The sequence below is a fragment of the Vibrio sp. Vb0888 genome (genome assembly GCF_033338835.1).
Lineage (GTDB): Bacteria > Pseudomonadota > Gammaproteobacteria > Enterobacterales > Vibrionaceae > Vibrio > Vibrio alginolyticus.
The window spans coordinates 108866-129551 of record NZ_JAWOTL010000006.1; the positions used below are offsets into that span (position 1 = coordinate 108866).

Annotated in this window: 18 protein-coding genes; 9 read left to right on the forward strand and 9 right to left on the reverse strand. The window is 45.0% G+C overall.

The window, feature by feature from the left end; all coding sequences use genetic code 11:
- Positions 1 to 288: 288 nt before the first annotated feature.
- The 4 genes from pdhR to lpdA all read left to right on the forward strand — a co-directional run bounded on the left by pdhR (position 289) and on the right by lpdA (position 7375).
- Positions 289 to 1056: a pyruvate dehydrogenase complex transcriptional repressor PdhR gene (gene pdhR, locus R7P72_RS10990; protein ID WP_005379989.1), complete on the forward strand. Its 768-nt coding sequence runs from the start codon at positions 289 to 291 to the stop codon at positions 1054 to 1056.
- 48 nt (positions 1057 to 1104) lie between these two features.
- Positions 1105 to 3768 carry a pyruvate dehydrogenase (acetyl-transferring), homodimeric type gene (gene aceE / locus R7P72_RS10995; RefSeq protein ID WP_005386612.1) on the forward strand — a complete coding sequence of 888 codons (2664 nt, stop codon included), beginning with the start codon at positions 1105 to 1107 and terminating at the stop codon, positions 3766 to 3768.
- Positions 3769 to 3787: 19 nt separating this feature from the next.
- On the forward strand, positions 3788 to 5680 hold the full coding sequence (gene aceF, locus R7P72_RS11000) for a pyruvate dehydrogenase complex dihydrolipoyllysine-residue acetyltransferase (RefSeq protein ID WP_033905589.1): 1893 nt from the start codon (positions 3788 to 3790) through the stop codon (positions 5678 to 5680).
- A gap of 267 nt (positions 5681 to 5947) precedes the next feature.
- Positions 5948 to 7375: a dihydrolipoyl dehydrogenase gene (gene lpdA, locus R7P72_RS11005; RefSeq protein ID WP_005379993.1), complete on the forward strand. Its 1428-nt coding sequence runs from the start codon at positions 5948 to 5950 to the stop codon at positions 7373 to 7375.
- 145 nt (positions 7376 to 7520) lie between these two features.
- Here the strand turns inward: lpdA and opaR are convergent, their stop codons facing one another.
- Positions 7521 to 8135, reverse strand: a complete 615-nt coding sequence (opaR, locus tag R7P72_RS11010) for a transcriptional regulator OpaR (RefSeq protein ID WP_005379994.1) — start codon at positions 8133 to 8135, stop codon at positions 7521 to 7523.
- A 319-nt stretch (positions 8136 to 8454) separates the two neighbouring features.
- On the opposite strand from opaR, the gene hpt reads away from it, so the two are divergent.
- Positions 8455 to 8985 carry a hypoxanthine phosphoribosyltransferase gene (hpt, locus tag R7P72_RS11015; RefSeq protein ID WP_005379995.1) on the forward strand — a complete coding sequence of 177 codons (531 nt, stop codon included), beginning with the start codon at positions 8455 to 8457 and terminating at the stop codon, positions 8983 to 8985.
- 76 nt (positions 8986 to 9061) lie between these two features.
- On the opposite strand, the gene can is transcribed toward hpt, so the two are convergent.
- A complete protein-coding gene (can, locus tag R7P72_RS11020) occupies positions 9062 to 9730 on the reverse strand; it encodes a carbonate dehydratase (RefSeq protein WP_213907281.1) in 669 nt (222 codons plus the stop codon).
- 281 nt (positions 9731 to 10011) lie between these two features.
- Here can and R7P72_RS11025 point away from each other — a divergent pair, with 281 nt between their 5' ends.
- From R7P72_RS11025 to R7P72_RS11040, 4 genes are all read left to right on the forward strand, one after another.
- Complete coding sequence (locus R7P72_RS11025; RefSeq protein WP_005379997.1) at positions 10012 to 11682, forward strand: SulP family inorganic anion transporter; 1671 nt, start codon at positions 10012 to 10014, stop codon at positions 11680 to 11682.
- Between the two features lie 250 nt (positions 11683 to 11932).
- Positions 11933 to 12850, forward strand: coding sequence for an ABC transporter ATP-binding protein (locus tag R7P72_RS11030; RefSeq protein ID WP_005380000.1), 918 nt, complete (start codon positions 11933 to 11935; stop codon positions 12848 to 12850).
- Complete coding sequence (locus R7P72_RS11035; RefSeq protein ID WP_005380002.1) at positions 12851 to 13621, forward strand: ABC transporter permease; 771 nt, start codon at positions 12851 to 12853, stop codon at positions 13619 to 13621.
- Between the two features lie 127 nt (positions 13622 to 13748).
- A complete protein-coding gene (locus R7P72_RS11040) occupies positions 13749 to 14678 on the forward strand; it encodes a Kdo(2)-lipid IV(A) acyltransferase (RefSeq protein ID WP_005380004.1) in 930 nt (309 codons plus the stop codon).
- A 53-nt stretch (positions 14679 to 14731) separates the two neighbouring features.
- Here the strand turns inward: R7P72_RS11040 and panC are convergent, their stop codons facing one another.
- The 7 genes from panC to sfsA all read right to left on the reverse strand — a co-directional run bounded on the left by panC (position 14732) and on the right by sfsA (position 20678).
- On the reverse strand, positions 14732 to 15637 hold the full coding sequence (gene panC / locus R7P72_RS11045; RefSeq protein WP_005380005.1) for a pantoate--beta-alanine ligase: 906 nt from the start codon (positions 15635 to 15637) through the stop codon (positions 14732 to 14734).
- 11 nt (positions 15638 to 15648) lie between these two features.
- Entirely contained in the window at positions 15649 to 16443 is a 795-nt protein-coding gene (gene panB, locus R7P72_RS11050; protein WP_005386592.1) for a 3-methyl-2-oxobutanoate hydroxymethyltransferase, read from the reverse strand.
- 24 nt (positions 16444 to 16467) lie between these two features.
- Positions 16468 to 16953: a 2-amino-4-hydroxy-6-hydroxymethyldihydropteridine diphosphokinase gene (gene folK / locus R7P72_RS11055; RefSeq protein WP_005380007.1), complete on the reverse strand. Its 486-nt coding sequence runs from the start codon at positions 16951 to 16953 to the stop codon at positions 16468 to 16470.
- Positions 16950 to 18317 (reverse strand): polynucleotide adenylyltransferase PcnB, encoded by a 1368-nt coding sequence (gene pcnB, locus R7P72_RS11060; RefSeq protein ID WP_005386589.1) that lies wholly within the window; start codon positions 18315 to 18317, stop codon positions 16950 to 16952. The genes folK and pcnB overlap by 4 nt, the downstream gene beginning before the upstream one ends.
- A gap of 102 nt (positions 18318 to 18419) precedes the next feature.
- Entirely contained in the window at positions 18420 to 19283 is an 864-nt protein-coding gene (gene gluQRS / locus R7P72_RS11065; protein ID WP_005386586.1) for a tRNA glutamyl-Q(34) synthetase GluQRS, read from the reverse strand.
- 95 nt (positions 19284 to 19378) lie between these two features.
- Positions 19379 to 19825 carry an RNA polymerase-binding protein DksA gene (gene dksA / locus R7P72_RS11070; protein WP_005386584.1) on the reverse strand — a complete coding sequence of 149 codons (447 nt, stop codon included), beginning with the start codon at positions 19823 to 19825 and terminating at the stop codon, positions 19379 to 19381.
- Positions 19826 to 19961: 136 nt separating this feature from the next.
- Positions 19962 to 20678 carry a DNA/RNA nuclease SfsA gene (sfsA, locus tag R7P72_RS11075; protein WP_005380023.1) on the reverse strand — a complete coding sequence of 239 codons (717 nt, stop codon included), beginning with the start codon at positions 20676 to 20678 and terminating at the stop codon, positions 19962 to 19964.
- Positions 20679 to 20686 lie beyond the last annotated feature (8 nt).

Here is a 20686-nt window from a genome sequence, read left to right on the forward strand (position 1 = left end):
CGCACATGCCGTTTTGGTGAATAAATAGACTGATAATTTTGTCATTTTCTGTATTTCTTTTCCAAAACTGCTAGCACGTCGACTTCCCATTTGTATGCTTTATGTAATTGGTCATACCAATTCTATTGCTGTTTTAACAGTCGATTGTTATCAGAGTGTTGGAAGTAAGCTCGTTCTATGATTTAGGTCAATTTTCGGCTGGACAGTGGCGTTTTAATTATGTTAATTTCTGCACCAACTTAAAATTGGTATTACCAATTACCTGCAAGAGTAGAAGAACAATAAATTATGGCTTATCAAAGGATTCGTCAGCCAAAACTCTCTGATGTTATAGAACAAGAGTTAGAAAGGTTGATAGTGGAAGGAACATTGTCTCCGGGGCAACAACTGCCTCCAGAGCGTGAACTGGCAAAACAGTTCGATGTGTCTCGTCCTTCAGTCCGAGAAGCCATTCAACGCTTGGAAGCGAAGCGTTTGTTGACTCGTCGCCAAGGTGGCGGAACATTCGTAAGTGAGAATATCTGGAAGAGCTTTTCAGATCCCTTGTTGAATTTGTTGTCTAGTCATTCTGAAACCCAGCTTGATGTGCTTGAGTCTCGTCATGCGATGGAAGGAATTTCAGCCTACTTTGCAGCTTTACGTGGTACCGAAGAAGATTTTGCGCGTATTCAAGGTTGCCTTGAGCGCATTAGTCAAGAGCAAGCAAACAACGATATCGAAGCTGAATCTGCGGAAGTAATGCAATTTTTGATCGCTTTGACAGAGGCCGCGCACAACGTGGTTTTGTTGCACATTGTTCGAAGCTTAGCACCTTTGCTTGAGCAAAATATTCTACAAAATTTTAAATTACTACGTCGCCGCCCAGAAGCGGTCGAGAAAGTCAGTAAACACCGAGCCAATATCGTGGATGCGATTGTTTCTGGTCAGCCTGAAAAGGCGCGAGAAATGTCCCACTCGCACTTGGCTTACATCGAAGAAACATTGTTGGATTTGACTCGAGAAGAGTCTCGACGAGAGCGTTCTCTACGTCGAATTCAGCAGGGTAATGACTCGTAAGAGCGTTACTTAAATAAGTAGATCCAACCAACAGAAGGATAGATCGCCATGTCTGATATGAAGCATGACGTAGATGCACTGGAAACTCAAGAATGGCTACAAGCGCTTGAGTCAGTTGTACGTGAAGAAGGTCTAGAGCGTGCTCAGTTCCTATTAGAGCAAGTTCTAGATAAAGCACGTCTAGACGGTGTTGATATGCCAACAGGTATCACAACTAACTACATCAACACGATTCCTGCAGACCAAGAACCAGCATACCCAGGTGACACAACACTTGAGCGTCGTATTCGCTCAATTATTCGTTGGAACGCTATCATGATCGTTCTACGTGCATCTAAGAAAGACCTAGAGCTAGGCGGCCACATGGCGTCTTTCCAGTCTTCTGCTGCGTTCTACGAGACATGTTTCAACCACTTCTTCCGTGCACCAAACGAGAAGGATGGTGGCGACCTAGTTTACTACCAAGGTCACATTTCACCAGGTATCTACTCACGTGCATTCGTTGAAGGTCGTCTAACTGAAGAGCAGCTAGACAACTTCCGTCAAGAAGTAGACGGCAAAGGTATTCCTTCATACCCGCACCCTAAACTGATGCCTGAATTCTGGCAGTTCCCGACAGTATCGATGGGCCTAGGTCCAATCGCTTCTATCTACCAAGCTCGTTTCCTTAAGTACCTAGAAGGCCGTGGTCTTAAAGATACTTCAGAACAGCGCGTTTACGCGTTCCTAGGTGACGGTGAGATGGATGAGCCAGAATCACGTGGTGCTATCTCTTTCGCTGCGCGTGAGAAACTAGACAACCTATGCTTCCTAATCAACTGTAACCTACAGCGTCTAGATGGCCCTGTAATGGGTAACGGTAAGATCATTCAAGAACTTGAAGGTCTGTTCAAAGGTGCTGGTTGGAACGTAGTGAAGGTAATCTGGGGTAACAACTGGGATTCACTACTAGCTAAAGATACGACTGGTAAGCTTCTACAGCTTATGAATGAAACGATCGACGGCGACTACCAAACATTCAAATCAAAAGATGGCGCGTACGTACGTGAGCACTTCTTTGGTAAGTACCCAGAGACAGCTGCACTTGTTGCTGACATGACTGATGACGAAATCTTCGCACTTAAGCGTGGTGGTCACGAGTCTTCTAAGCTATACGCGGCATACAAAAACGCGGCAGAAACTAAAGGTCGTCCAACAGTAATCCTAGCTAAGACTGTTAAAGGTTACGGCATGGGTGAAGCGGCTGAAGGTAAGAACATCGCGCACCAAGTTAAGAAGATGGACATGACTCACGTACTACACCTACGTGACCGTCTAGGTCTTCAAGACATCCTAACTGACGAAGCAGTGAAAGAACTTCCGTACCTGAAACTTGAAGAAGGTTCAAAAGAGTACGAATACCTACACGCTCGTCGTAAAGCGCTACACGGCTACACGCCACAGCGTCTACCAAAATTCACTCAAGAATTCATCGTTCCTGAGCTAGAAGAATTCAAGCCACTACTAGAAGAACAGAAGCGTGATATCTCTTCTACTATGGCATTCGTACGTGCGCTAAACGTTCTACTTAAGAACAAGAACATTGGTAAGAACATCGTTCCTATCATTGCTGACGAAGCACGTACATTCGGTATGGAAGGTCTGTTCCGTCAAATCGGTATCTACAACCCGCACGGCCAAACTTACACACCAGAAGACCGTGGCGTTGTTTCTTACTACAAAGAAGCGACTTCAGGTCAGGTTCTACAAGAAGGTATCAACGAGCTAGGTGCTATGTCTTCATGGGTTGCTGCTGCGACTTCATACTCGACAAACGACCTACCAATGATCCCGTTCTACATCTACTACTCAATGTTCGGCTTCCAACGTGTTGGCGACATGGCGTGGATGGCTGGTGACCAACAAGCACGTGGTTTCCTACTAGGTGCAACTGCGGGTCGTACAACGTTGAACGGTGAAGGTCTACAGCACGAAGACGGCCACTCGCACATTTTGGCGGGTACGGTTCCTAACTGTATTTCTTACGACCCAACATTCGCGTACGAAGTAGCAGTAATCATGCAAGACGGTATCCGTCGCATGTACGGTCCAGAACAAGAAAACGTGTTCTACTACCTAACGCTAATGAACGAAAACTACGCAATGCCAGCAATGCCAGAAGGCGCTGAAGAAGGCATCCGTAAAGGTATCTACAAGCTAGAAACTTACACGGGCGACAAAGCGAAAGTTCAGCTAATGAGCTCTGGTACTATCATGAATGAAGTACGTAAAGCAGCTCAAATCCTAAGCGAAGATTACGGTGTTGCTTCTGATGTTTACTCGGTAACGTCATTCAACGAACTAACTCGCGATGGCCAAGATGCAGAGCGTTTCAACATGCTTCACCCAGAAGCGGAAGCGAAAGTACCTTACATCCAAACAGTAATGGGTACTGAACCTGCTATCGCAGCAACTGACTACATGAAGAACTACGCAGAGCAGGTTCGTGCATACATTCCTGCTGAGTCTTTCAAAGTTCTTGGTACTGATGGCTTCGGTCGTTCAGACAGTCGTGAAAACCTACGTCGTCACTTCGAAGTGAACGCAGGTTACGTAGTAGTAGCAGCGCTAACTGAACTAGCGAAACGTGGCGAAGTTGAGAAATCTGTAGTTGCAGAAGCAATTAAGAAATTCGACATCGACACAGAGAAAACAAACCCGCTATACGCTTAATTAAGAAGGTAGATAAGAAATGGCAATCGAAATTAATGTACCAGACATCGGTGCGGATGAGGTTGAAGTTACTGAGATTCTTGTAAGCGTTGGCGACAAGGTTGAAGAAGAGCAATCTCTGATCACAGTTGAAGGCGATAAAGCTTCTATGGAAGTTCCTGCTTCTCAAGCGGGTATCGTTAAAGAAATCAAAGTTGCAGAAGGCGACAAGGTTTCTACTGGTTCTCTAATCATGATTTTCGAAGCCGAGGGTGCAGCTGACGCTGCACCTGCTCCTGCGGCAGAAGCGGCTCCAGCAGCGGCTCCAGCTCCAGCAGCAGCGGCAGAACTAAAAGAAGTTCACGTACCAGACATCGGTGGTGATGAAGTAGAAGTTACTGAAATCATGGTTGCCGTTGGCGACAGCATCGAAGAAGAGCAATCTCTTCTAACTGTTGAAGGCGACAAAGCTTCTATGGAAGTTCCAGCGCCATTCGCAGGTACTCTAAAAGAGATCAAAGTTGCAACAGGCGATAAAGTATCGACTGGCTCACTTATCATGGTATTCGAAACAGCAGGTTCAGGCGCTCCAGCAGCACCAGCGGCAGCTGAAGCTCCTGCGGCAGCAGCTCCAGCAGCGTCTGCGGCAAAAGAAGTGAACGTTCCAGATATCGGCGGCGACGAAGTTGAAGTTACTGAGATCATGGTTGCGGTTGGCGACACAGTGGAAGAAGAGCAATCTCTAATCACTGTTGAAGGTGACAAAGCTTCTATGGAAGTTCCTGCACCATTCGCTGGCACAGTTAAAGAAATCAAGATTGCAGCTGGCGACAAAGTGTCTACTGGCTCACTAATCATGGTATTCGAAGTGGCGGGCGCAGCACCTGCTCCTGCAGCAGCTCCAGCTCAAGCGGCAGCACCTGCAGCTCCAGCTCCTAAAGCAGAAGCTCCAGCGGCAGCAGCTCCAGCAGCGACTGGCGATTTCAAAGAAAACGATGAGTACGCTCACGCGTCTCCAGTTGTTCGTCGTCTAGCGCGTGAATTTGGCGTTAATCTTTCTAAGGTTAAAGGTTCTGGTCGTAAGAGCCGTATCCTAAAAGAAGACGTTCAAGCTTACGTGAAAGATGCACTTAAGCGTCTTGAGTCTGGCGCAGGTGCAGCAGCATCTGGCAAAGGCGACGGCGCGGCTCTTGGTCTACTACCATGGCCAAAAGTGGACTTCAGCAAGTTTGGTGAGACAGAAGTTCAACCGCTATCTCGCATTAAGAAGATCTCTGGCGCAAACCTACACCGTAACTGGGTAATGATCCCGCACGTTACACAGTGGGATAACGCAGACATCACGGCTCTTGAAGCATTCCGTAAAGAGCAAAACGCGATTGAAGCGAAGAAAGACACTGGCATGAAGATCACACCACTTGTGTTCATCATGAAAGCGGTAGCTAAAGCGCTTGAAGCGTTCCCAGCGTTCAACTCTTCTCTATCAGAAGACGGTGAGAGCCTAATTCTGAAGAAATACGTGAATGTTGGTATCGCGGTAGATACACCAAACGGTCTAGTTGTTCCTGTATTTAAAGACGTGAACAAGAAAGGCATCTACGAGCTATCTGAAGAGCTAATGGCGGTTTCTAAGAAAGCACGTGCTGGTAAGCTAACTGCGGCTGACATGCAAGGTGGCTGTTTCACTATCTCTAGCCTAGGCGGTATCGGCGGTACAGCGTTTACTCCAATCGTAAACGCACCAGAAGTTGGTATCCTAGGTGTGTCTAAGTCAGAAATGAAACCGGTATGGAACGGTAAAGAGTTCGAACCGCGTCTACAACTTCCACTGTCTCTATCATACGACCACCGTGTGATCGATGGTGCTGAAGGTGCGCGCTTCATCACTTACCTAAACTCATGTCTATCTGACATTCGTCGTCTAGTTCTGTAATAGAAATTAGATGAATGAGAGGCGGCAACTTAGCCGCCTCTGCTAATCATAATTACCGACAATTTGGTTATCAGCCTTGCTTCGTTCAGGGTTTTCACAATCGAATTGTTGTCTAGCTCACAGGCTAAATTGATTTACTTTTCACACCATTAACATCTCTGTAAACTGTTAGCGGTCTGAAAATAACTGTTTAAAACAAATCTCTCTTAAACATAAAAAATCGATACCCACTCAGCCTGTTAGGGATAATGACTACAAGAGGTCAAAATGAGCAAAGAAATTAAAGCCCAAGTTGTTGTACTTGGTTCTGGTCCTGCTGGTTACTCCGCTGCATTCCGTTGTGCGGACTTAGGTCTTGAAACTGTACTAGTTGAACGTTACAGCACGCTTGGCGGTGTATGTCTGAACGTGGGTTGTATCCCATCTAAAGCACTGCTTCACGTTTCTAAAGTAATTGAAGAAGCGAAAGCGATGGCTGACCACGGCGTTGTGTTCGGTGAGCCTCAAACAGACATCAGCAAAATCCGCATCTGGAAAGAAAAAGTTGTTAACCAACTAACTGGCGGCCTAAGCGGTATGGCTAAGATGCGTAACGTAACAGTAGTTAACGGTTACGGTAAGTTCACTGGCCCTAACTCTATCCTTGTAGAAGGTGAAGGTGAGCCAACAGTTGTTAACTTTGACAACGCAATCGTTGCGGCTGGTTCTCGTCCAATCAAACTGCCATTTATCCCGCATGAAGACCCACGTATTTGGGACTCTACTGACGCTCTAGAACTAAAAGAAGTGCCAGAAAAACTGCTTATCATGGGCGGTGGTATCATCGGTCTAGAAATGGGTACGGTTTACCACTCTCTAGGTTCTAAAGTTGAAGTTGTTGAAATGTTTGACCAGGTAATTCCTGCAGCAGACAAAGATATCGTGAAAGTATTTACTAAGCGTATCAAAGACAAGTTCAAGCTAATGCTAGAAACGAAAGTAACAGCAGTTGAAGCAAAAGAAGACGGTATCTACGTTTCAATGGAAGGCAAGAAAGCGCCAGCTGAAGCTGAGCGTTACGATGCGGTTCTAGTTGCTATCGGTCGTGTACCAAATGGTAAGCTAATCGACGGTGAAAAAGCGGGTCTAGAAATTGACGAGCGCGGCTTCATCAACGTTGATAAGCAAATGCGTACTAACGTTCCTCACATCTTCGCGATCGGTGATATCGTTGGTCAACCAATGCTTGCTCACAAAGGTGTGCATGAAGGTCACGTAGCTGCTGAAGTTATCTCTGGTAAGAAGCACTACTTCGACCCTAAAGTTATCCCTTCAATTGCGTACACTGAGCCAGAAGTGGCTTGGGTTGGTAAGACTGAAAAAGAAGCGAAAGAAGAAGGCATCAAGTACGAAGTAGCAACATTCCCATGGGCAGCATCAGGTCGTGCAATCGCATCTGACTGTGCAGACGGTATGACTAAGCTAATCTTCGACAAAGAAACTCACCGCGTAATCGGTGGTGCTATCGTTGGTACTAACGGTGGTGAACTACTTGGTGAAATCGGCCTTGCAATTGAGATGGGCTGTGATGCAGAAGATATCGCTCTGACTATCCACGCTCACCCAACTCTACACGAGTCTGTAGGTCTGGCTGCTGAAGTATTTGAAGGTTCAATCACTGACCTGCCAAACAAAAAAGCAGTTAAGAAGAAGTAAGCTTTTTCTGACTGAATGATAGAAGCCGCTGCATTGCAGCGGTTTTTTTATGCTTGTTATATAGAAATATAAATGTGTGCTTAGCTGACAGCAGACAATAAAAAGCCCACCAAACGGTGGGCTGACATATATTACGAGCTAAGCTTTAGTGTTCACGGTTGTAAATGCAAAGCATATCTAAGTATGAATTCACTAGATGTTTCAGCTCCGCTTCACCTTTAGCGCGGTTCGCTTGGACAAACAGTGAGTAACAAATACCGTGGAACAGGTTTGCCAAGTGTTCTGAATCGTGCTGGTCACACACTTCGCCACGTTCAATTGCTTTAATGAACATGTTTTGTACCAGCAACTGGTTAGTACGGTTAGTTGAAACAAACAATGGCCATACTTCGTCACGTGTTGAAGCACTCCACTCGAACCATACTTTTAGCCAGTGACAATCTTGGCTGACAAGCTCGATCATCGCATTAGTAATATTGGCGATGTTTTCACGTGCATGTAAGTCTAGGTCTATGTTATCCGATAGGAAGTTTGAGAACTGACGTACGACGTGATTGAGAACTTCATCCACCAAGTCTTCGCGTGTAGGGAAGTAGTTAAAAACAGTCGCTACAGAAACTTGAGCAATTTCTGCGATATCTGCGTGACCACCACGACCGATGCCGCGGCGCGCAAATACTTCCAATGCGATTTCCATTAACTGTTGCTTACGCTTAATTGGAGAAAGCCTAGTTCTAGGTCTCTTTGCAATTGAGTCCATATCCATTTTCCTTGCCATTTGAGTTGATATTGGGGGTAACCCCCTAATTGATTATTTTAATAGTTGCTTAAAGCAGTGATGAGTGTAATGGTGCATATGCACAAGGTCAACATCTGTAGAACAATTTATATACAGTAATGTCATTATTATTGATAAATTTAGCTATGAACTTTATAAAACTAAGACCTTCTTCCAAGATTTTTTGGCAACAGGATGCGACTTTCAACCCAATGAACGTGGTGATACACTACACGCCGTAAGATTAGGTGATCGTTTGCGTGCGACTTACCTCAACCCACAAATTTAGATTGAGCACAGTATGAAACATACAATAGAAGTCATGATTTCTGAGCAAGAAGTTCAGGAGCGAGTTCGTGAATTAGGCAAACAAATTACAGAGCGTTATCAAGGTAGTGAAGATCTTGTGTTGGTAGGCTTATTGCGTGGCTCATTTGTATTTATGGCAGACTTGGCACGTGCTATCGAACTGACTCACCAAGTTGATTTTATGACTGCGTCAAGCTACGGCAATACGATGGAAAGCTCACGTGACGTTCGTATCTTGAAAGATTTGGATGATGACATCAAAGGTAAAGACATTCTGCTTGTTGAAGACATCATTGACACTGGTAACACACTAAATAAAATCCGTGAGATTCTTTCGCTACGTGAGCCGAAGTCTATCGCTATTTGTACGCTCCTAGATAAGCCATCTCGTCGTGAAGTGAATGTTCCTGTGGATTGGATTGGTTTCGAAATTCCAGATGAATTTGTCGTTGGGGTGGGTATTGATTACGCGCAGAAATACCGCCACTTACCATACATCGGTAAAGTTGTACCTCAAGAATAATCATTGAGTTCAGCATTAAAAATATAAAAAACGCCCATCTAAGATGGGCGTTTTTCGTTCAACTTTTAGATATGACTTAGCGACAAAGGAGCTTGTTGTCTGTATTTAGAATCGTCGAAAGAGCTTTCTGGTAAGACGCTTCTACGGTTTCCTTAGAGTTAGAACGAATGCCTAAGTACTCTAAGCGACCATCTTCAATTCCGTATACCACACCATGAATTTCAACATCTTGCCCACGCTCCCAAGCGTTTTGCAGGATGGTTGAGTTACCCAAGTTGTACACTTGCTCTGCAACATTAAGCTCGCCTAGTTTATCCGCTCGATCTTGTTGCGGCATTTGATCTAGGTATGTGCGGTATTTGAAATAGATATCTCTGATATGTAACAGCCAATTATTAATAAGACCTAGCTTAGGGTTATCAATGGCTGCATTTACGCCACCACATCCATAGTGTCCACAGACAATGATGTGTTTAACCTTAAGAACGTCTACGGCGTACTGGACGACAGATAGACAGTTGAGATCAGTATGGATAACTTGGTTTGCAACATTCCGATGAACAAAGAGTTCACCTGAGTATAGCCCGGTTAGTCGCTCGGCAGGAACGCGGCTATCAGAGCAGCCAATCCAAAGAAAATCAGGCTTTTGCCCCTCAGCGAGTTTTGCGAAGTATTCAGGTCGATCAGATTTGATCTCTTGAGACCATTTCGAATTGTTTTCAAATAACTGTTTTATTTCCGGCATTTTGCAAACTACTTCCCTTAAAAGACAAAATCGCTGCCGCTGTTTGTGTGCACATGCAAGCGATCAGTGTTGTAACTATACACAATGTTACAATTTCGATCTCGTTAAATATTCGTCAGATAGGACTCATCTGACTAGTTTTCATTAAGAAAAAAGTAAAATCTGGTGAAACTATTTGTGGTGTGAATTTAGCCTTAATCTATTTATGGTTTAAATTTTCGCCTAGCTCGTTAAAGTAGTGATATTTTACTTTTTAAAATTGAATGCAGGGAAAATCAGCAGTGTTCGGTAGTCGTTTTGAAGATATCAATTTCAAAGGGGATGTATTTGGCGGGGTAACCACGGCGATTATCTCTCTCCCTCTGGCGTTAGCGTTTGGTGTTGCATCCGGAGCCGGGGCTGAGGCCGGCCTTTGGGGGGCAATAATGGTCGGTTTGTTTGCCTCGTTATTTGGTGGTTCTAATACGTTAATATCAGAACCGACAGGGCCAATGACGGTAATCATGACCGCAGTATTAACCAGTATGATGGCGAAATACCCAGAAACGGGCATGGCTATGACTTTCACGGTTGTCATGATGGCTGGCGCGTTCCAAATCCTATTGGGGACATTAAAACTGGGTAAATACGTTACCTTGATGCCTTACAGCGTTATTTCCGGTTTTATGTCTGGCATAGGTGTGATTCTTATCATTCTGCAGTTATCGCCTTTGATGGGGCATGCTGCGCCTTCAGGGGGAGTACTCGGAACGTTATCTGCTTTGCCGGAGACCATTTCTAACCTTAAGTTCAGTGAGTTGTTTTTGGGACTACTGACTTTGGGGATTCTTTTTTTCTTCCCTAAGCAATATCGTAAATACGTTCCTGCACAGCTCGTGGCATTGGTCGCGGTGACTTTATTGTCTGTGATTCTCTTTGATACAGAAGATATTCGTCGTATCGGTGAAATTCCTGCTGGGTTACCTTCTCTCGTCGCCCCTTATATTGACACAGATATGTTTGTCGAGATGGTCATTGATGCATTAGTGCTCGGCACATTAGGTTGTATTGATACTTTGTTAACGGCGGTTATCGGTGACTCATTAACTCGTAAAGAACACGACTCAGATAAAGAGCTGCGAGGTCAAGGGTTAGCTAACATGATCTCAGGCTTGTTTGGTGCGCTGCCGGGGGCGGGGGCTACCATGGGGACGGTAACGAATATCCAAGTTGGGGCTCGTTCGCCATTATCTGGTGTGATTCGTGCACTAATGTTGGCGTTGGTTGTACTGGTTGCTGGCGGATTAACAGAGCCAATCCCGATGGCTGTGTTAGCAGGCATTGCGGTGTATGTTGGCTTTAACATCCTAGACTGGAGCTTTATTCAGAGGGCACATAAGGTAAGCTTTTCCGGAATGGCGGTGATGTATGGCGTTATGTTGCTTACAGTATTCGTTGATCTTATCGTTGCGGTGGGTTTAGGCGTCTTTATCTCGAACATTATCATCATCGAGCGTTTGAGCCGAGAGCAGGCGCGACAAGTAAAAGCGATCAGCGACGCGGATGAAGATGATGTGCCGCTGACTGACAGCGAGCGTGGTTTGTTGGATCGTGCTAATGGTAAAGTGCTGTTCTTTTATCTTTCCGGTCCGATGATCTTTAGTGTTTCTAAAGCCATTTCACGTCAGCACTCTAGTATTTCGGACTATGACGTGATGATTCTCGATCTTACGGATGTACCAATGATTGATGTAACCGTCGGTTTGGCGTTAGAGAATGCGATTAAGGATGCTCTCGATGCCAATTGTGCCGTGTATTTATTATGCCCGAATGAGCGAACACGCGAACAGCTAGAGAAATTCCATGTGATTGACCTTGTCCCGGATGAAAATATGTACCAATTCCGTTACGAAGCATTGAATGCGGCGGTGGCACATGTTGAGGCAGACCAGTATCAGCGCATAACGGCGTAATCATTCTGACAGTTAAAAACGCAACAGTTTCCTGTTGCGTTTTTTTATGCTCTATTTTGTCTTACTTAGAGATAACCTTTACGAGGTAAGGGGTATATTTCCAATATTATCGAAAGGTTTATTTGTAATCATCGTTATTCAACGATAAACTGATGGACCTCCAATACGATACCCAAGGCGATTTTGTAGTAAACCGCTGCTAAATATGAGTCGGTATTAGTAATCACAAACAAACGGCAATCAAGACCTTATGTACGCATTAGAAATTGAACAACTGCGCAAGACGTATGCAGGTGGCTTTGAGGCGTTAAAAGGTATAAGTCTCCAAGTGAAAAAGGGTGACTTCTACGCGCTTCTGGGTCCCAATGGTGCAGGAAAATCGACCACGATTGGCATCATTTCCTCCTTAGTGAATAAAACCTCCGGAACGACGAAAGTTTTCGGTTATGACATTGATACCGACCTCGAATTGGCCAAGCAGAATTTAGGCTTGGTGCCACAAGAGTTCAACTTCAACCAGTTTGAAACCGTTGAGCAAATTGTGATGCAGCAAGCTGGCTATTACGGTGTGTCTAAAGTGTTAGCCAAAGAAAGAGCAGAAAAATACCTGAAAAAATTGGATTTATGGGAAAAACGCCAAGAGCGTGCTCGTAACCTATCCGGTGGGATGAAGCGTCGTTTAATGATCGCAAGAGCTTTGATGCACGAGCCGCAATTACTCATTTTAGATGAACCAACGGCTGGAGTGGATATTGAACTACGCCGCTCAATGTGGGGGTTTCTGAAAGAGATCAACCAAGAGCAAGGAATTACGATTATTTTAACGACACACTACCTAGAAGAAGCGGAGATGCTGTGTCGAAATATCGGCATTATTAATCGTGGTGAGCTGATTGAAAATACCACCATGAAGGCGTTACTAGGTAAGCTAAGCGTCGAGACATTTATCTTGGATATTGAGTCAGAAGTCGAGGTGCCTGAGCTTGAAGGTGTTAATCGACAAAGTATTGTTGATGGCTCTTTAGAGATAGAACTAGATAAAAGCCAAGGATTGAATTCGGTATTCAGTCAGTTAACAGAGCATGGCATTAAAGTTCTCTCAATGCGTAACAAAGCCAACCGACTTGAAGAGTTGTTTGTCAGCATTGTAAGAGAGGGGAGTAATTAAATGTACGGTTTATATTGGACGGCATTTCGCAGCTTGCTGAGCAAAGAAGTCACTCGTTTTACACGTATTTGGGTGCAAACCTTAGTGCCGCCAGCCATTACGATGACGTTGTACTTCATCATTTTCGGCAATCTTATTGGCTCTCGAATTGGTGAGATGAGCGGCTTTAGTTACATGGAGTACATTGTTCCAGGTTTGATCATGATGTCGGTGATCACCAACTCATACTCGAATGTTGCGTCTTCATTCTTTAGTGCAAAGCTACAGAAGAATATTGAAGAACTGCTGGTGGCACCGGTACCAAACTATGTGATTATTGCTGGCTATGTGATGGGCGGCGTGACTCGAGGTTTGTTGGTCGGTGCAATTGTTACTTGTGTGTCACTTTTGTTCGTTGATTTGCAAGTGGAGCACTGGGGCATTATTGTCGCGACTGTCTTCATGACGTCGGTGGTATTTGCTCTCGGTGGCTTGATCAATGCGGTTTACGCAAAAACATTTGATGATATTTCGATCATCCCTACGTTTGTATTGACTCCTCTAACTTACTTGGGAGGTGTCTTTTATTCGATTAGTCTTCTGCCTGAATTTTGGCAAGGCGTTTCTAAGATCAACCCAATCGTCTACATGGTGAATGCGTTCCGTTACGGCTTTTTAGGTGTCTCGGATGTAGGCATTATCACTTCATTTAGTGTACTTGCAGTGTTTGTTGTTGCACTGTATGCCATTGCGCATTATCTAGTAACCAAAGGGATTGGGCTAAGAAGCTAAGCCATTCTCATAAAGCAAAGAGCGGCGATTCACGCTGCTCTTTCGCATGCATAACAATACATACCCATACAATTTTTCGGTTTTTATCATGGTAGGTTTCAATCATTTGTAATAAATGAGTGATCCTATGAATATTGTCCCGCCGCCGCCTTTCTCCTATCAGTTACTTAAGCCCAAATATTGGTCTGTATGGCTGGCATTTGGATCTTTAGCGATTCTTGTTAATGTACTGCCATACGTAGTATTGCGAATCTTAGGTAGAAGCATCGGCTGTATTGCGATGCATGTAATGAAGCGCCGATACAAGATCGCTCTGCGTAATCTCCAGCTGTGTTTCCCTGATTTTACGGATTGGCAATGTAAGGACGTAGTACGAAAAAACTTTCAATATACTGGAATGGCGATCATCGAAACCGGTATCGCTTGGTTTTGGCCAGATTGGCGGATACGTCGGATAACCTCTATTGTTGGAAAAGATCGTTTACTCGCTGAGGAAAAGAATGGACGTGGTGTGTTGGTGGTGTGCAGTCACCATTTAAACTTGGAGATAACCGCTCGTATTTTTAGCCAGTTTGCCCAAGGTTATGGCGTTTATCGCCCAAATTCGAATCCTGCTTATGAGTTTATTCAACATCGAGGTCGAACTCGTTTTGGACATCAAATGATTGATCGAAAAGACGTGAAATCAATGCTCAAAGTTCTGAAGAATGGTCATCGACTTTGGTATTTGCCCGACCATGATTATGGCGTTAGCCATTCTGTTTTTGCGCCGTTTTTTGCTGTTGAACAAGCGGCGAGTACCGTTGGGTCTAGTGTTCTCATTGATGCAACAAAGTGCGCGGTTATATCTGGCGTTACAGTGAGTAAAAATCACCATTACACGCTGTACATTGGAAAAGATATTAGCGAGCGTTTCGAGAGACGTAATGCGGTTAAAGCGGCAAGCATCTTGAACCAAGAGCTTGAGAAAATGATAAAACGTGATATTCCAGCGTGGATGTGGCTGCACAAGCGGTTTAAAACTCGCCCTGAAGGGTTAGATTGCGTCTATACGTAGAGTATAAAAAAGGTCGACTAAGAGTCGACCTTTTTACTTTTATGACTCAGAGCTTACTCTGCGCTCTCTGAGTTTGTATTGTTAGATTCAGCTTCTTCCTTCGCTTCGACAACCATATCTACCGTTTGGTTATCGATAAGGCGAGCTTTGCCTAGGAACGCAGACATCAGAATGACAGCTTGTGTCGTTTCTGGTGTGATCACTTGTAATGTACGAGCATCACGAATGAAGATCTCATCAGGGTGCAGACCTGCAGCTCGAAGTTGGTCGCTTGCATCTTCGATGATCGATGCGTAGTCATCGCGGCCACCGCGAATGGCACTGCTGATCCAACGCATTGTACGAGCAAGTACAGGCGCACGTTGACGCTCGTCCAGCGTAAGCAAGCCATTGCGTGAACTCATTGCTAAACCGTCCATTTCACGTACGGTTGGTACACCGATGATTTCAATGTCCATTGCTAGGTCATCAACCATCTTGCGGATAACAGCAAGTTGTTGGAAGTCCTTCTCGCCGAAGCACGCGACATCCGGTTGTACGATGTTAAACAGCTTATTCACTATCGTCGTCACGCCACGGAAATGACCTGGTCGAGACGCGCCTTCAAGAATTGTTGATAGGCCAGGGACATCGACGAAGGTTTGCTTATCCAGACCTTCAGGGTAGATAACTTCTGGTGTTGGCGTAAATACCACATCGACCCCTTCAGAGGTTAACTTGCTTAAGTCTTCCTCTAGCGTGCGTGGGTAATTATTTAAATCGTCTGCACGATCAAACTGCATCGGATTAACAAAGATGCTTACGACAACGATATCAGCGTATTCGCGTGCTTTACGCACTAAAGTTAAGTGGCCTTCGTGAAGGTTGCCCATGGTAGGGACAAACGCCACTTTACGACCTTCACGTTTAAAGGTTTTAAGGTGTTCACGAACTGCTGAGATTTCCGCAAAAGTTTGCATGCATTTATCCTCTAGGCAATGGTATGAGCGTCGTCTGGGAATACACCGTTGGCTACATCTTCAATGTATTTAGTAACGGCTTTGCGCATATCACCTGTTTCAGCAAGAAAGTTTTTGGAGAATTTCGGCATGTAGTTGGCAGAAATACCAAACATATCATGCATTACGAGAATTTGACCATCTGTTACGTTACCTGCACCAATACCGATAACAGGAACGTCAAGCACTTGCGTAATACGTTCAGCAAGCTCAGCTGGTACGCATTCTAGTAAGACGATTTGAGCGCCTGCTTCTTGCAGTGCTAATGCGTCTTTTACCATGCGGTCTGCTTTTTCTTGATCGCGACCTTGGATTTTGTAACCACCAAAAATATTAACAGCTTGAGGAGTTAAACCAAGATGAGCACAAACTGGAACTGATCGTTCAGTGAGCATTTTCACCGTGTCGACAAGCCAGTCACCACCTTCAATTTTTACCATATTGGCACCAGCACGCATCAGTTTAGCCGCATTTTCGCAAGCTTGCTCTGGGGTGGTGTAGCTCATGAATGGCATGTCTGCCATCAACAAACAATTTGGGCTACCAGCGCGTACGCAACGAGTATGGTAAGCGATATCATCGACCGTTACTGGTAGAGTATCGTTGTGACCTTGCAAAACCATACCTAGAGAATCACCGACAAGAAGTACTGGCATTTCTTGGCTTTCAAACAGTTGGGCAAAGCTCGCATCATAAGCGGTTGAAGTAGCAAATTTACGACCTTCTTGCTTCCACTTGATTAGGTCGTTGATGGTCATTTTTTTCATGGTTTTATCCTTACTAGGAGTTGGCTATGACTGCCAGATACTGAGGCCGTTTCTATCTACTTGTTCCAGTAGTTTAGAGACCTCGGTCCCATCAGGGAGTTGTAAACTTGGTGCAATTTCCGCAAGAGGGTAGAGTACGAATTCACGCTCTTTCATTCCATAATGAGGAACGATCAGCCTCTCGGAATTAATCACCTCATTGCCATAAAGCACAATGTCGAGGTCCAAGGTTCTTGGTCCCCAGCGTTCGTCTTTACGGACACGCCCTTGTTCTTGCTCTATAGCTTGTGTGCAATTGAGCAATTCAATAGGCGTCAAACTGGTGTTAATAGACACAACCGCATTGATGTAATCCGGTTGGTTTTGTGGCCCCATTGGCGTGCTGCTGTATAGCGAAGAAGCTTGAACAAACTCTGATTTAGGCAGCGTTTTTAATGCTTCAATCGCTTGCTTCGCTTGGCTGACAGGATCAGCCAAGTTACTGCCTACCGCAATGTACGCTGTAATCATGATTTGGGCTTACTCTTTTTCTTGCGATAAGTTTTACGGCGGCGCTGGCCTGTTTTCGGTGATTGACCGTCTAAGTCGGCAGCCATTGCTTGACGCATTTCTCGGCCTGCATTTTGAAAAGTTTCCCACCACTTGGCAAGCTTCTGAGTGTCACCACCTTCAATTTCACCGCGCATTTCAAGAAAATCAAAGCCAGCTCTAAATTTATTGAGCTCCATAAGACGGAATGCACGTTTACCGTTACGTCGTGGAAGACGAAGCTGTAACTGCCAAATCTCGCGAATGGTTGCGGTGTGGCGTCTTGGAATGGCAATTGTGCGAACTTGCTCGTCAAGAATGATGTTGCTCGCTTCCATAATGGCGTCGTAATGGCCTAAGTTGCGCTCTTCCATCAGTTCATCGGCTTTCGCACACAGTGGGTACCACAGCATTGCAGCAAACATAAATGCTGGATTGATGCGTTTCCCATCTTCGATGCGCATGTCGGTAGAATCTAGGACAAGATCCAACATCTGCTCAGTGTGAGAGGAGTAATCTTCTGTAAAGTGCGCTGCAATCGTCGGGAATAGTTGCTGGAATAGGTTGTACTCACGCAGTAGGTGGTAGGTTTCTAAGCCATGACCGGATTGCAATAATTTGAGTGACTCTTCAAAAAGACGCGCTGACGGAATGTCACCGAGCAACGGTGCCATGTGTTCGATTGGCGCTGCGGTGTCTTCTTCAATATCAAAGTCTAGTTTTACCGCGAAACGAACCGCACGCAGCATGCGCACAGGGTCTTCACGGTAGCGTGTTTCTGGATCACCAATCAGTCGAATTAGGCGATCTTCTAAATCTTCAATACCACGTGCGTAGTCGTGAATCGAGTAATCTGCGATGTTGTAGTACATCGAGTTAATCGTGAAATCACGGCGCTCAGCATCTTCATCGATGGTGCCGTAGACGTTGTCACGCAGCAGCATACCCTCTTTTGATTGCTGAGAAATGCTCTTATTCTTTTGCTCTTGGTGGTGACCACGGAATGTCGCAACCTCAATGATGTCTCGGCCAAACATAATATGAGCCAAGCGGAAGCGGCGACCAATCAAACGGCAGTTACGAAATAGCTGTTTGATCTGTTCCGGCGTTGCGTTGGTCGCAATGTCAAAATCTTTTGGTTTTTGTCCAAGCAGTAAGTCTCGAACCCCGCCACCCACAAGAAAAGCATCGAAACCAGCACCATTTAGGCGGTACAGTACCTTCAGCGCATTATCACTGATCTGCTTACGCGAAATGTTGTGCTCTTCACGAGTTATTACATTGAGAGCGAGCTCTGGAATTGTGGCAGGTTCGCTTGGTGTATAGTCGTTTGTATTCATGTGCATCTGGCAATAACTGGGTTTAATCCAATCTTGCTTTGGTTAGTTTTATACGCCTCTAGGGCCTAATTTGCGGCTAATGATAGCCTACACAATGCCATTTGAGAATCACGGTGTGATCTCGATCTCTGCTGGAAGCTGTTCCAAGCGCCAGTTTTCGCAGCCCCAACGAAGAATATCTTCTATGTTGGCCGCCCTTACGGTTTCAGGTATCTCGAAACCTAAAAATGTCATGGCGCGCAATAGAGTAGGTTTTGGTGTATCTATATCAATAGCCGTCGCGTGATTTTGTTTCGACAATTTATTGCCGTTGTTGTCCATCGCCAATGGTAAATGCAAGTAGCTAACTTCAGGCTGACCAAGTATTTGGTACAGGCTAATTTGACGCCCTGTCGGCTCGATTAAGTCTGCACCTCGCACTACTTCTGTGACGCCTTGGTCGATGTCGTCCAATACTACCGCAAGATTATAAGCAAATAATCCATCTCGACGTTTAATAATGAAATCTTCATTAACGAGTTGCTCTGGAATAGTAATGGTTCCCCGCTTTTGGTCGAGGAAATGAGCGACAGGCTTGGTCATTTTTAGGCGAATCGCGCCGTCTTTCAAGTTTTTATCGCGGCAAGTGCCAGGATAAAAACCGCCATGCTCTTTAATTTGCTTACGAGTACATTGGCAATAATAGGCTTCCCCATTTTCGAGCCATTTGTTTATTTGAGCTTGGTAAAGGTCGTGACGTTCGCTCTGGTATACCACTTCTCCATCCCAATGCAGCTGATAGGCCTTGAGTGCCTCTAGGATAAGTTGCGCTGCACCTGGCATTTCTCTTGGTGGGTCTAAGTCCTCAATACGTACTAACCAAGCTCCGTTTTGTGCTTTCGCTTGAAAATAACTGCCAAGAGCGGCAATCAGTGAACCAAAATGCAGTGGACCAGAAGGAGATGGGGCGAATCGACCTACATAGCGTGTCATGCGTGTATCTCGAATTTAGTAAACAAATAGGGTGCGAAGATAGCCAAAACAAAAAGGGAGCCTGAGCTCCCTTCAACAATCATAATGCTGGGTGATTAACCTTGCATTTGCTTCTCTTTGATTTCTGCAAGTGTTTTACAGTCAATACAAAGGTCAGCGGTTGGACGTGCTTCAAGACGGCGAACGCCAATCTCTACGCCACAAGACTCACAGAAGCCAAAATCGTCTTCTTTGATTTTATCCAAAGTCTTTTCAATCTTCTTGATCAAACGGCGTTCGCGGTCACGGTTACGCAGTTCTAGGCTGAACTCTTCCTCTTGAGAGGCGCGGTCAACTGGATCTGGGAAGTTTGCTGCTTCGTCCTGCATGTGGTGAACAGTACGATCCACTTCAGCTCTTAGCTGGTCGCGCCAAGCTGTTAAGATTTTCGTAAAGTGTTCAACCTGCTCTGGTGACATGTACTCTTCACCAGGTTTTTCCTGATATGGCTCCACGCCGGCAATGGCTAGGATGCCTATCGTTTTCTTCTTTGATTCTGGCATACAGCATCTCCTACTTACACCTAGTCAACTGCTACGCAGTCAATTTAAGGCGGGTATCTATAGCAAAAAGAGGCGGTGCAAGCAAATACTGAATCGCAAAGTTATCGTCAATGTGAAGACGACATCATTTTTTCTCTTAATTGATAAAATCAATAGCGGAAATCAGCTTCATTCCAGTATCGCTCAGTTCAGCTTTGTAGCAGAGAACTTCCACTCCAGCGTCTTGTGCTTGTTTGAGTAATAGTGAATATTTCGCGTCTATATGGTGCGCCGCGGATACTTTTTCAATACCTGAATGTAAAACAGTGAATAAAAGTATGGCTCTACTTCCATTTTGTGCCATTTCTGTGAGCTCTCTCAGGTGTTTTTGTCCCCGAGTCGTGACCGCATCTGGGAAGTATCCTTGTCCAGTAGAGTCGGTCTCATCAAGAAGAGTGACGCTTTTCACTTCTATATAGCACTTTGGCTTGTCGTCTGCGCTGAGCAAGATATCAATTCGGCTATTTTCATTGCCGTATTTCACCTCAGTTTGAAGTGTGTCATAACCATAAAGCTCTGAAATGACATTATTTTCAATAGCCTCTACGGCTAATTGATTGGCGCGCGCGGTGTTGATACAAATACGGTGGCCTTGTTCGGTCTCACTCAACTCCCAACTATTGGGGTATTTTCGTTTCGGGTTGTCGGAAGTAGAAAACCAAACTTTGTTTCCGGGCGTTGCACAACCCGTCATTGCACCTGTATTTGCGCAGTGGATTGTACGGATTTCACCAGTATCGAGCTCGATATCGGCAAGAAAGCGTTTATAACGTTTGAGTAGAGTGGCGGACTCTAAAGCGGGTGTGAAATGCATTTGCTTAT

Coding starts and splice junctions, on each gene's coding strand:
- pdhR (WP_005379989.1), top strand. CDS start 289: ATGGCTTATCAAAGGATTCGTCAGCCAAAACTCTCTGATGTTATAGAA.
- aceE (WP_005386612.1), top strand. CDS start 1,105: ATGTCTGATATGAAGCATGACGTAGATGCACTGGAAACTCAAGAATGG.
- aceF (WP_033905589.1), top strand. CDS start 3,788: ATGGCAATCGAAATTAATGTACCAGACATCGGTGCGGATGAGGTTGAA.
- lpdA (WP_005379993.1), top strand. CDS start 5,948: ATGAGCAAAGAAATTAAAGCCCAAGTTGTTGTACTTGGTTCTGGTCCT.
- opaR (WP_005379994.1), bottom strand. CDS start 8,135: ATGGACTCAATTGCAAAGAGACCTAGAACTAGGCTTTCTCCAATTAAG.
- hpt (WP_005379995.1), top strand. CDS start 8,455: ATGAAACATACAATAGAAGTCATGATTTCTGAGCAAGAAGTTCAGGAG.
- can (WP_213907281.1), bottom strand. CDS start 9,730: ATGCCGGAAATAAAACAGTTATTTGAAAACAATTCGAAATGGTCTCAA.
- R7P72_RS11030 (WP_005380000.1), top strand. CDS start 11,933: ATGTACGCATTAGAAATTGAACAACTGCGCAAGACGTATGCAGGTGGC.
- R7P72_RS11035 (WP_005380002.1), top strand. CDS start 12,851: ATGTACGGTTTATATTGGACGGCATTTCGCAGCTTGCTGAGCAAAGAA.
- R7P72_RS11040 (WP_005380004.1), top strand. CDS start 13,749: ATGAATATTGTCCCGCCGCCGCCTTTCTCCTATCAGTTACTTAAGCCC.
- panC (WP_005380005.1), bottom strand. CDS start 15,637: ATGCAAACTTTTGCGGAAATCTCAGCAGTTCGTGAACACCTTAAAACC.
- panB (WP_005386592.1), bottom strand. CDS start 16,443: ATGAAAAAAATGACCATCAACGACCTAATCAAGTGGAAGCAAGAAGGT.
- folK (WP_005380007.1), bottom strand. CDS start 16,953: ATGATTACAGCGTACATTGCGGTAGGCAGTAACTTGGCTGATCCTGTC.
- pcnB (WP_005386589.1), bottom strand. CDS start 18,317: ATGCACATGAATACAAACGACTATACACCAAGCGAACCTGCCACAATT.
- gluQRS (WP_005386586.1), bottom strand. CDS start 19,283: ATGACACGCTATGTAGGTCGATTCGCCCCATCTCCTTCTGGTCCACTG.
- dksA (WP_005386584.1), bottom strand. CDS start 19,825: ATGCCAGAATCAAAGAAGAAAACGATAGGCATCCTAGCCATTGCCGGC.
- sfsA (WP_005380023.1), bottom strand. CDS start 20,678: ATGCATTTCACACCCGCTTTAGAGTCCGCCACTCTACTCAAACGTTAT.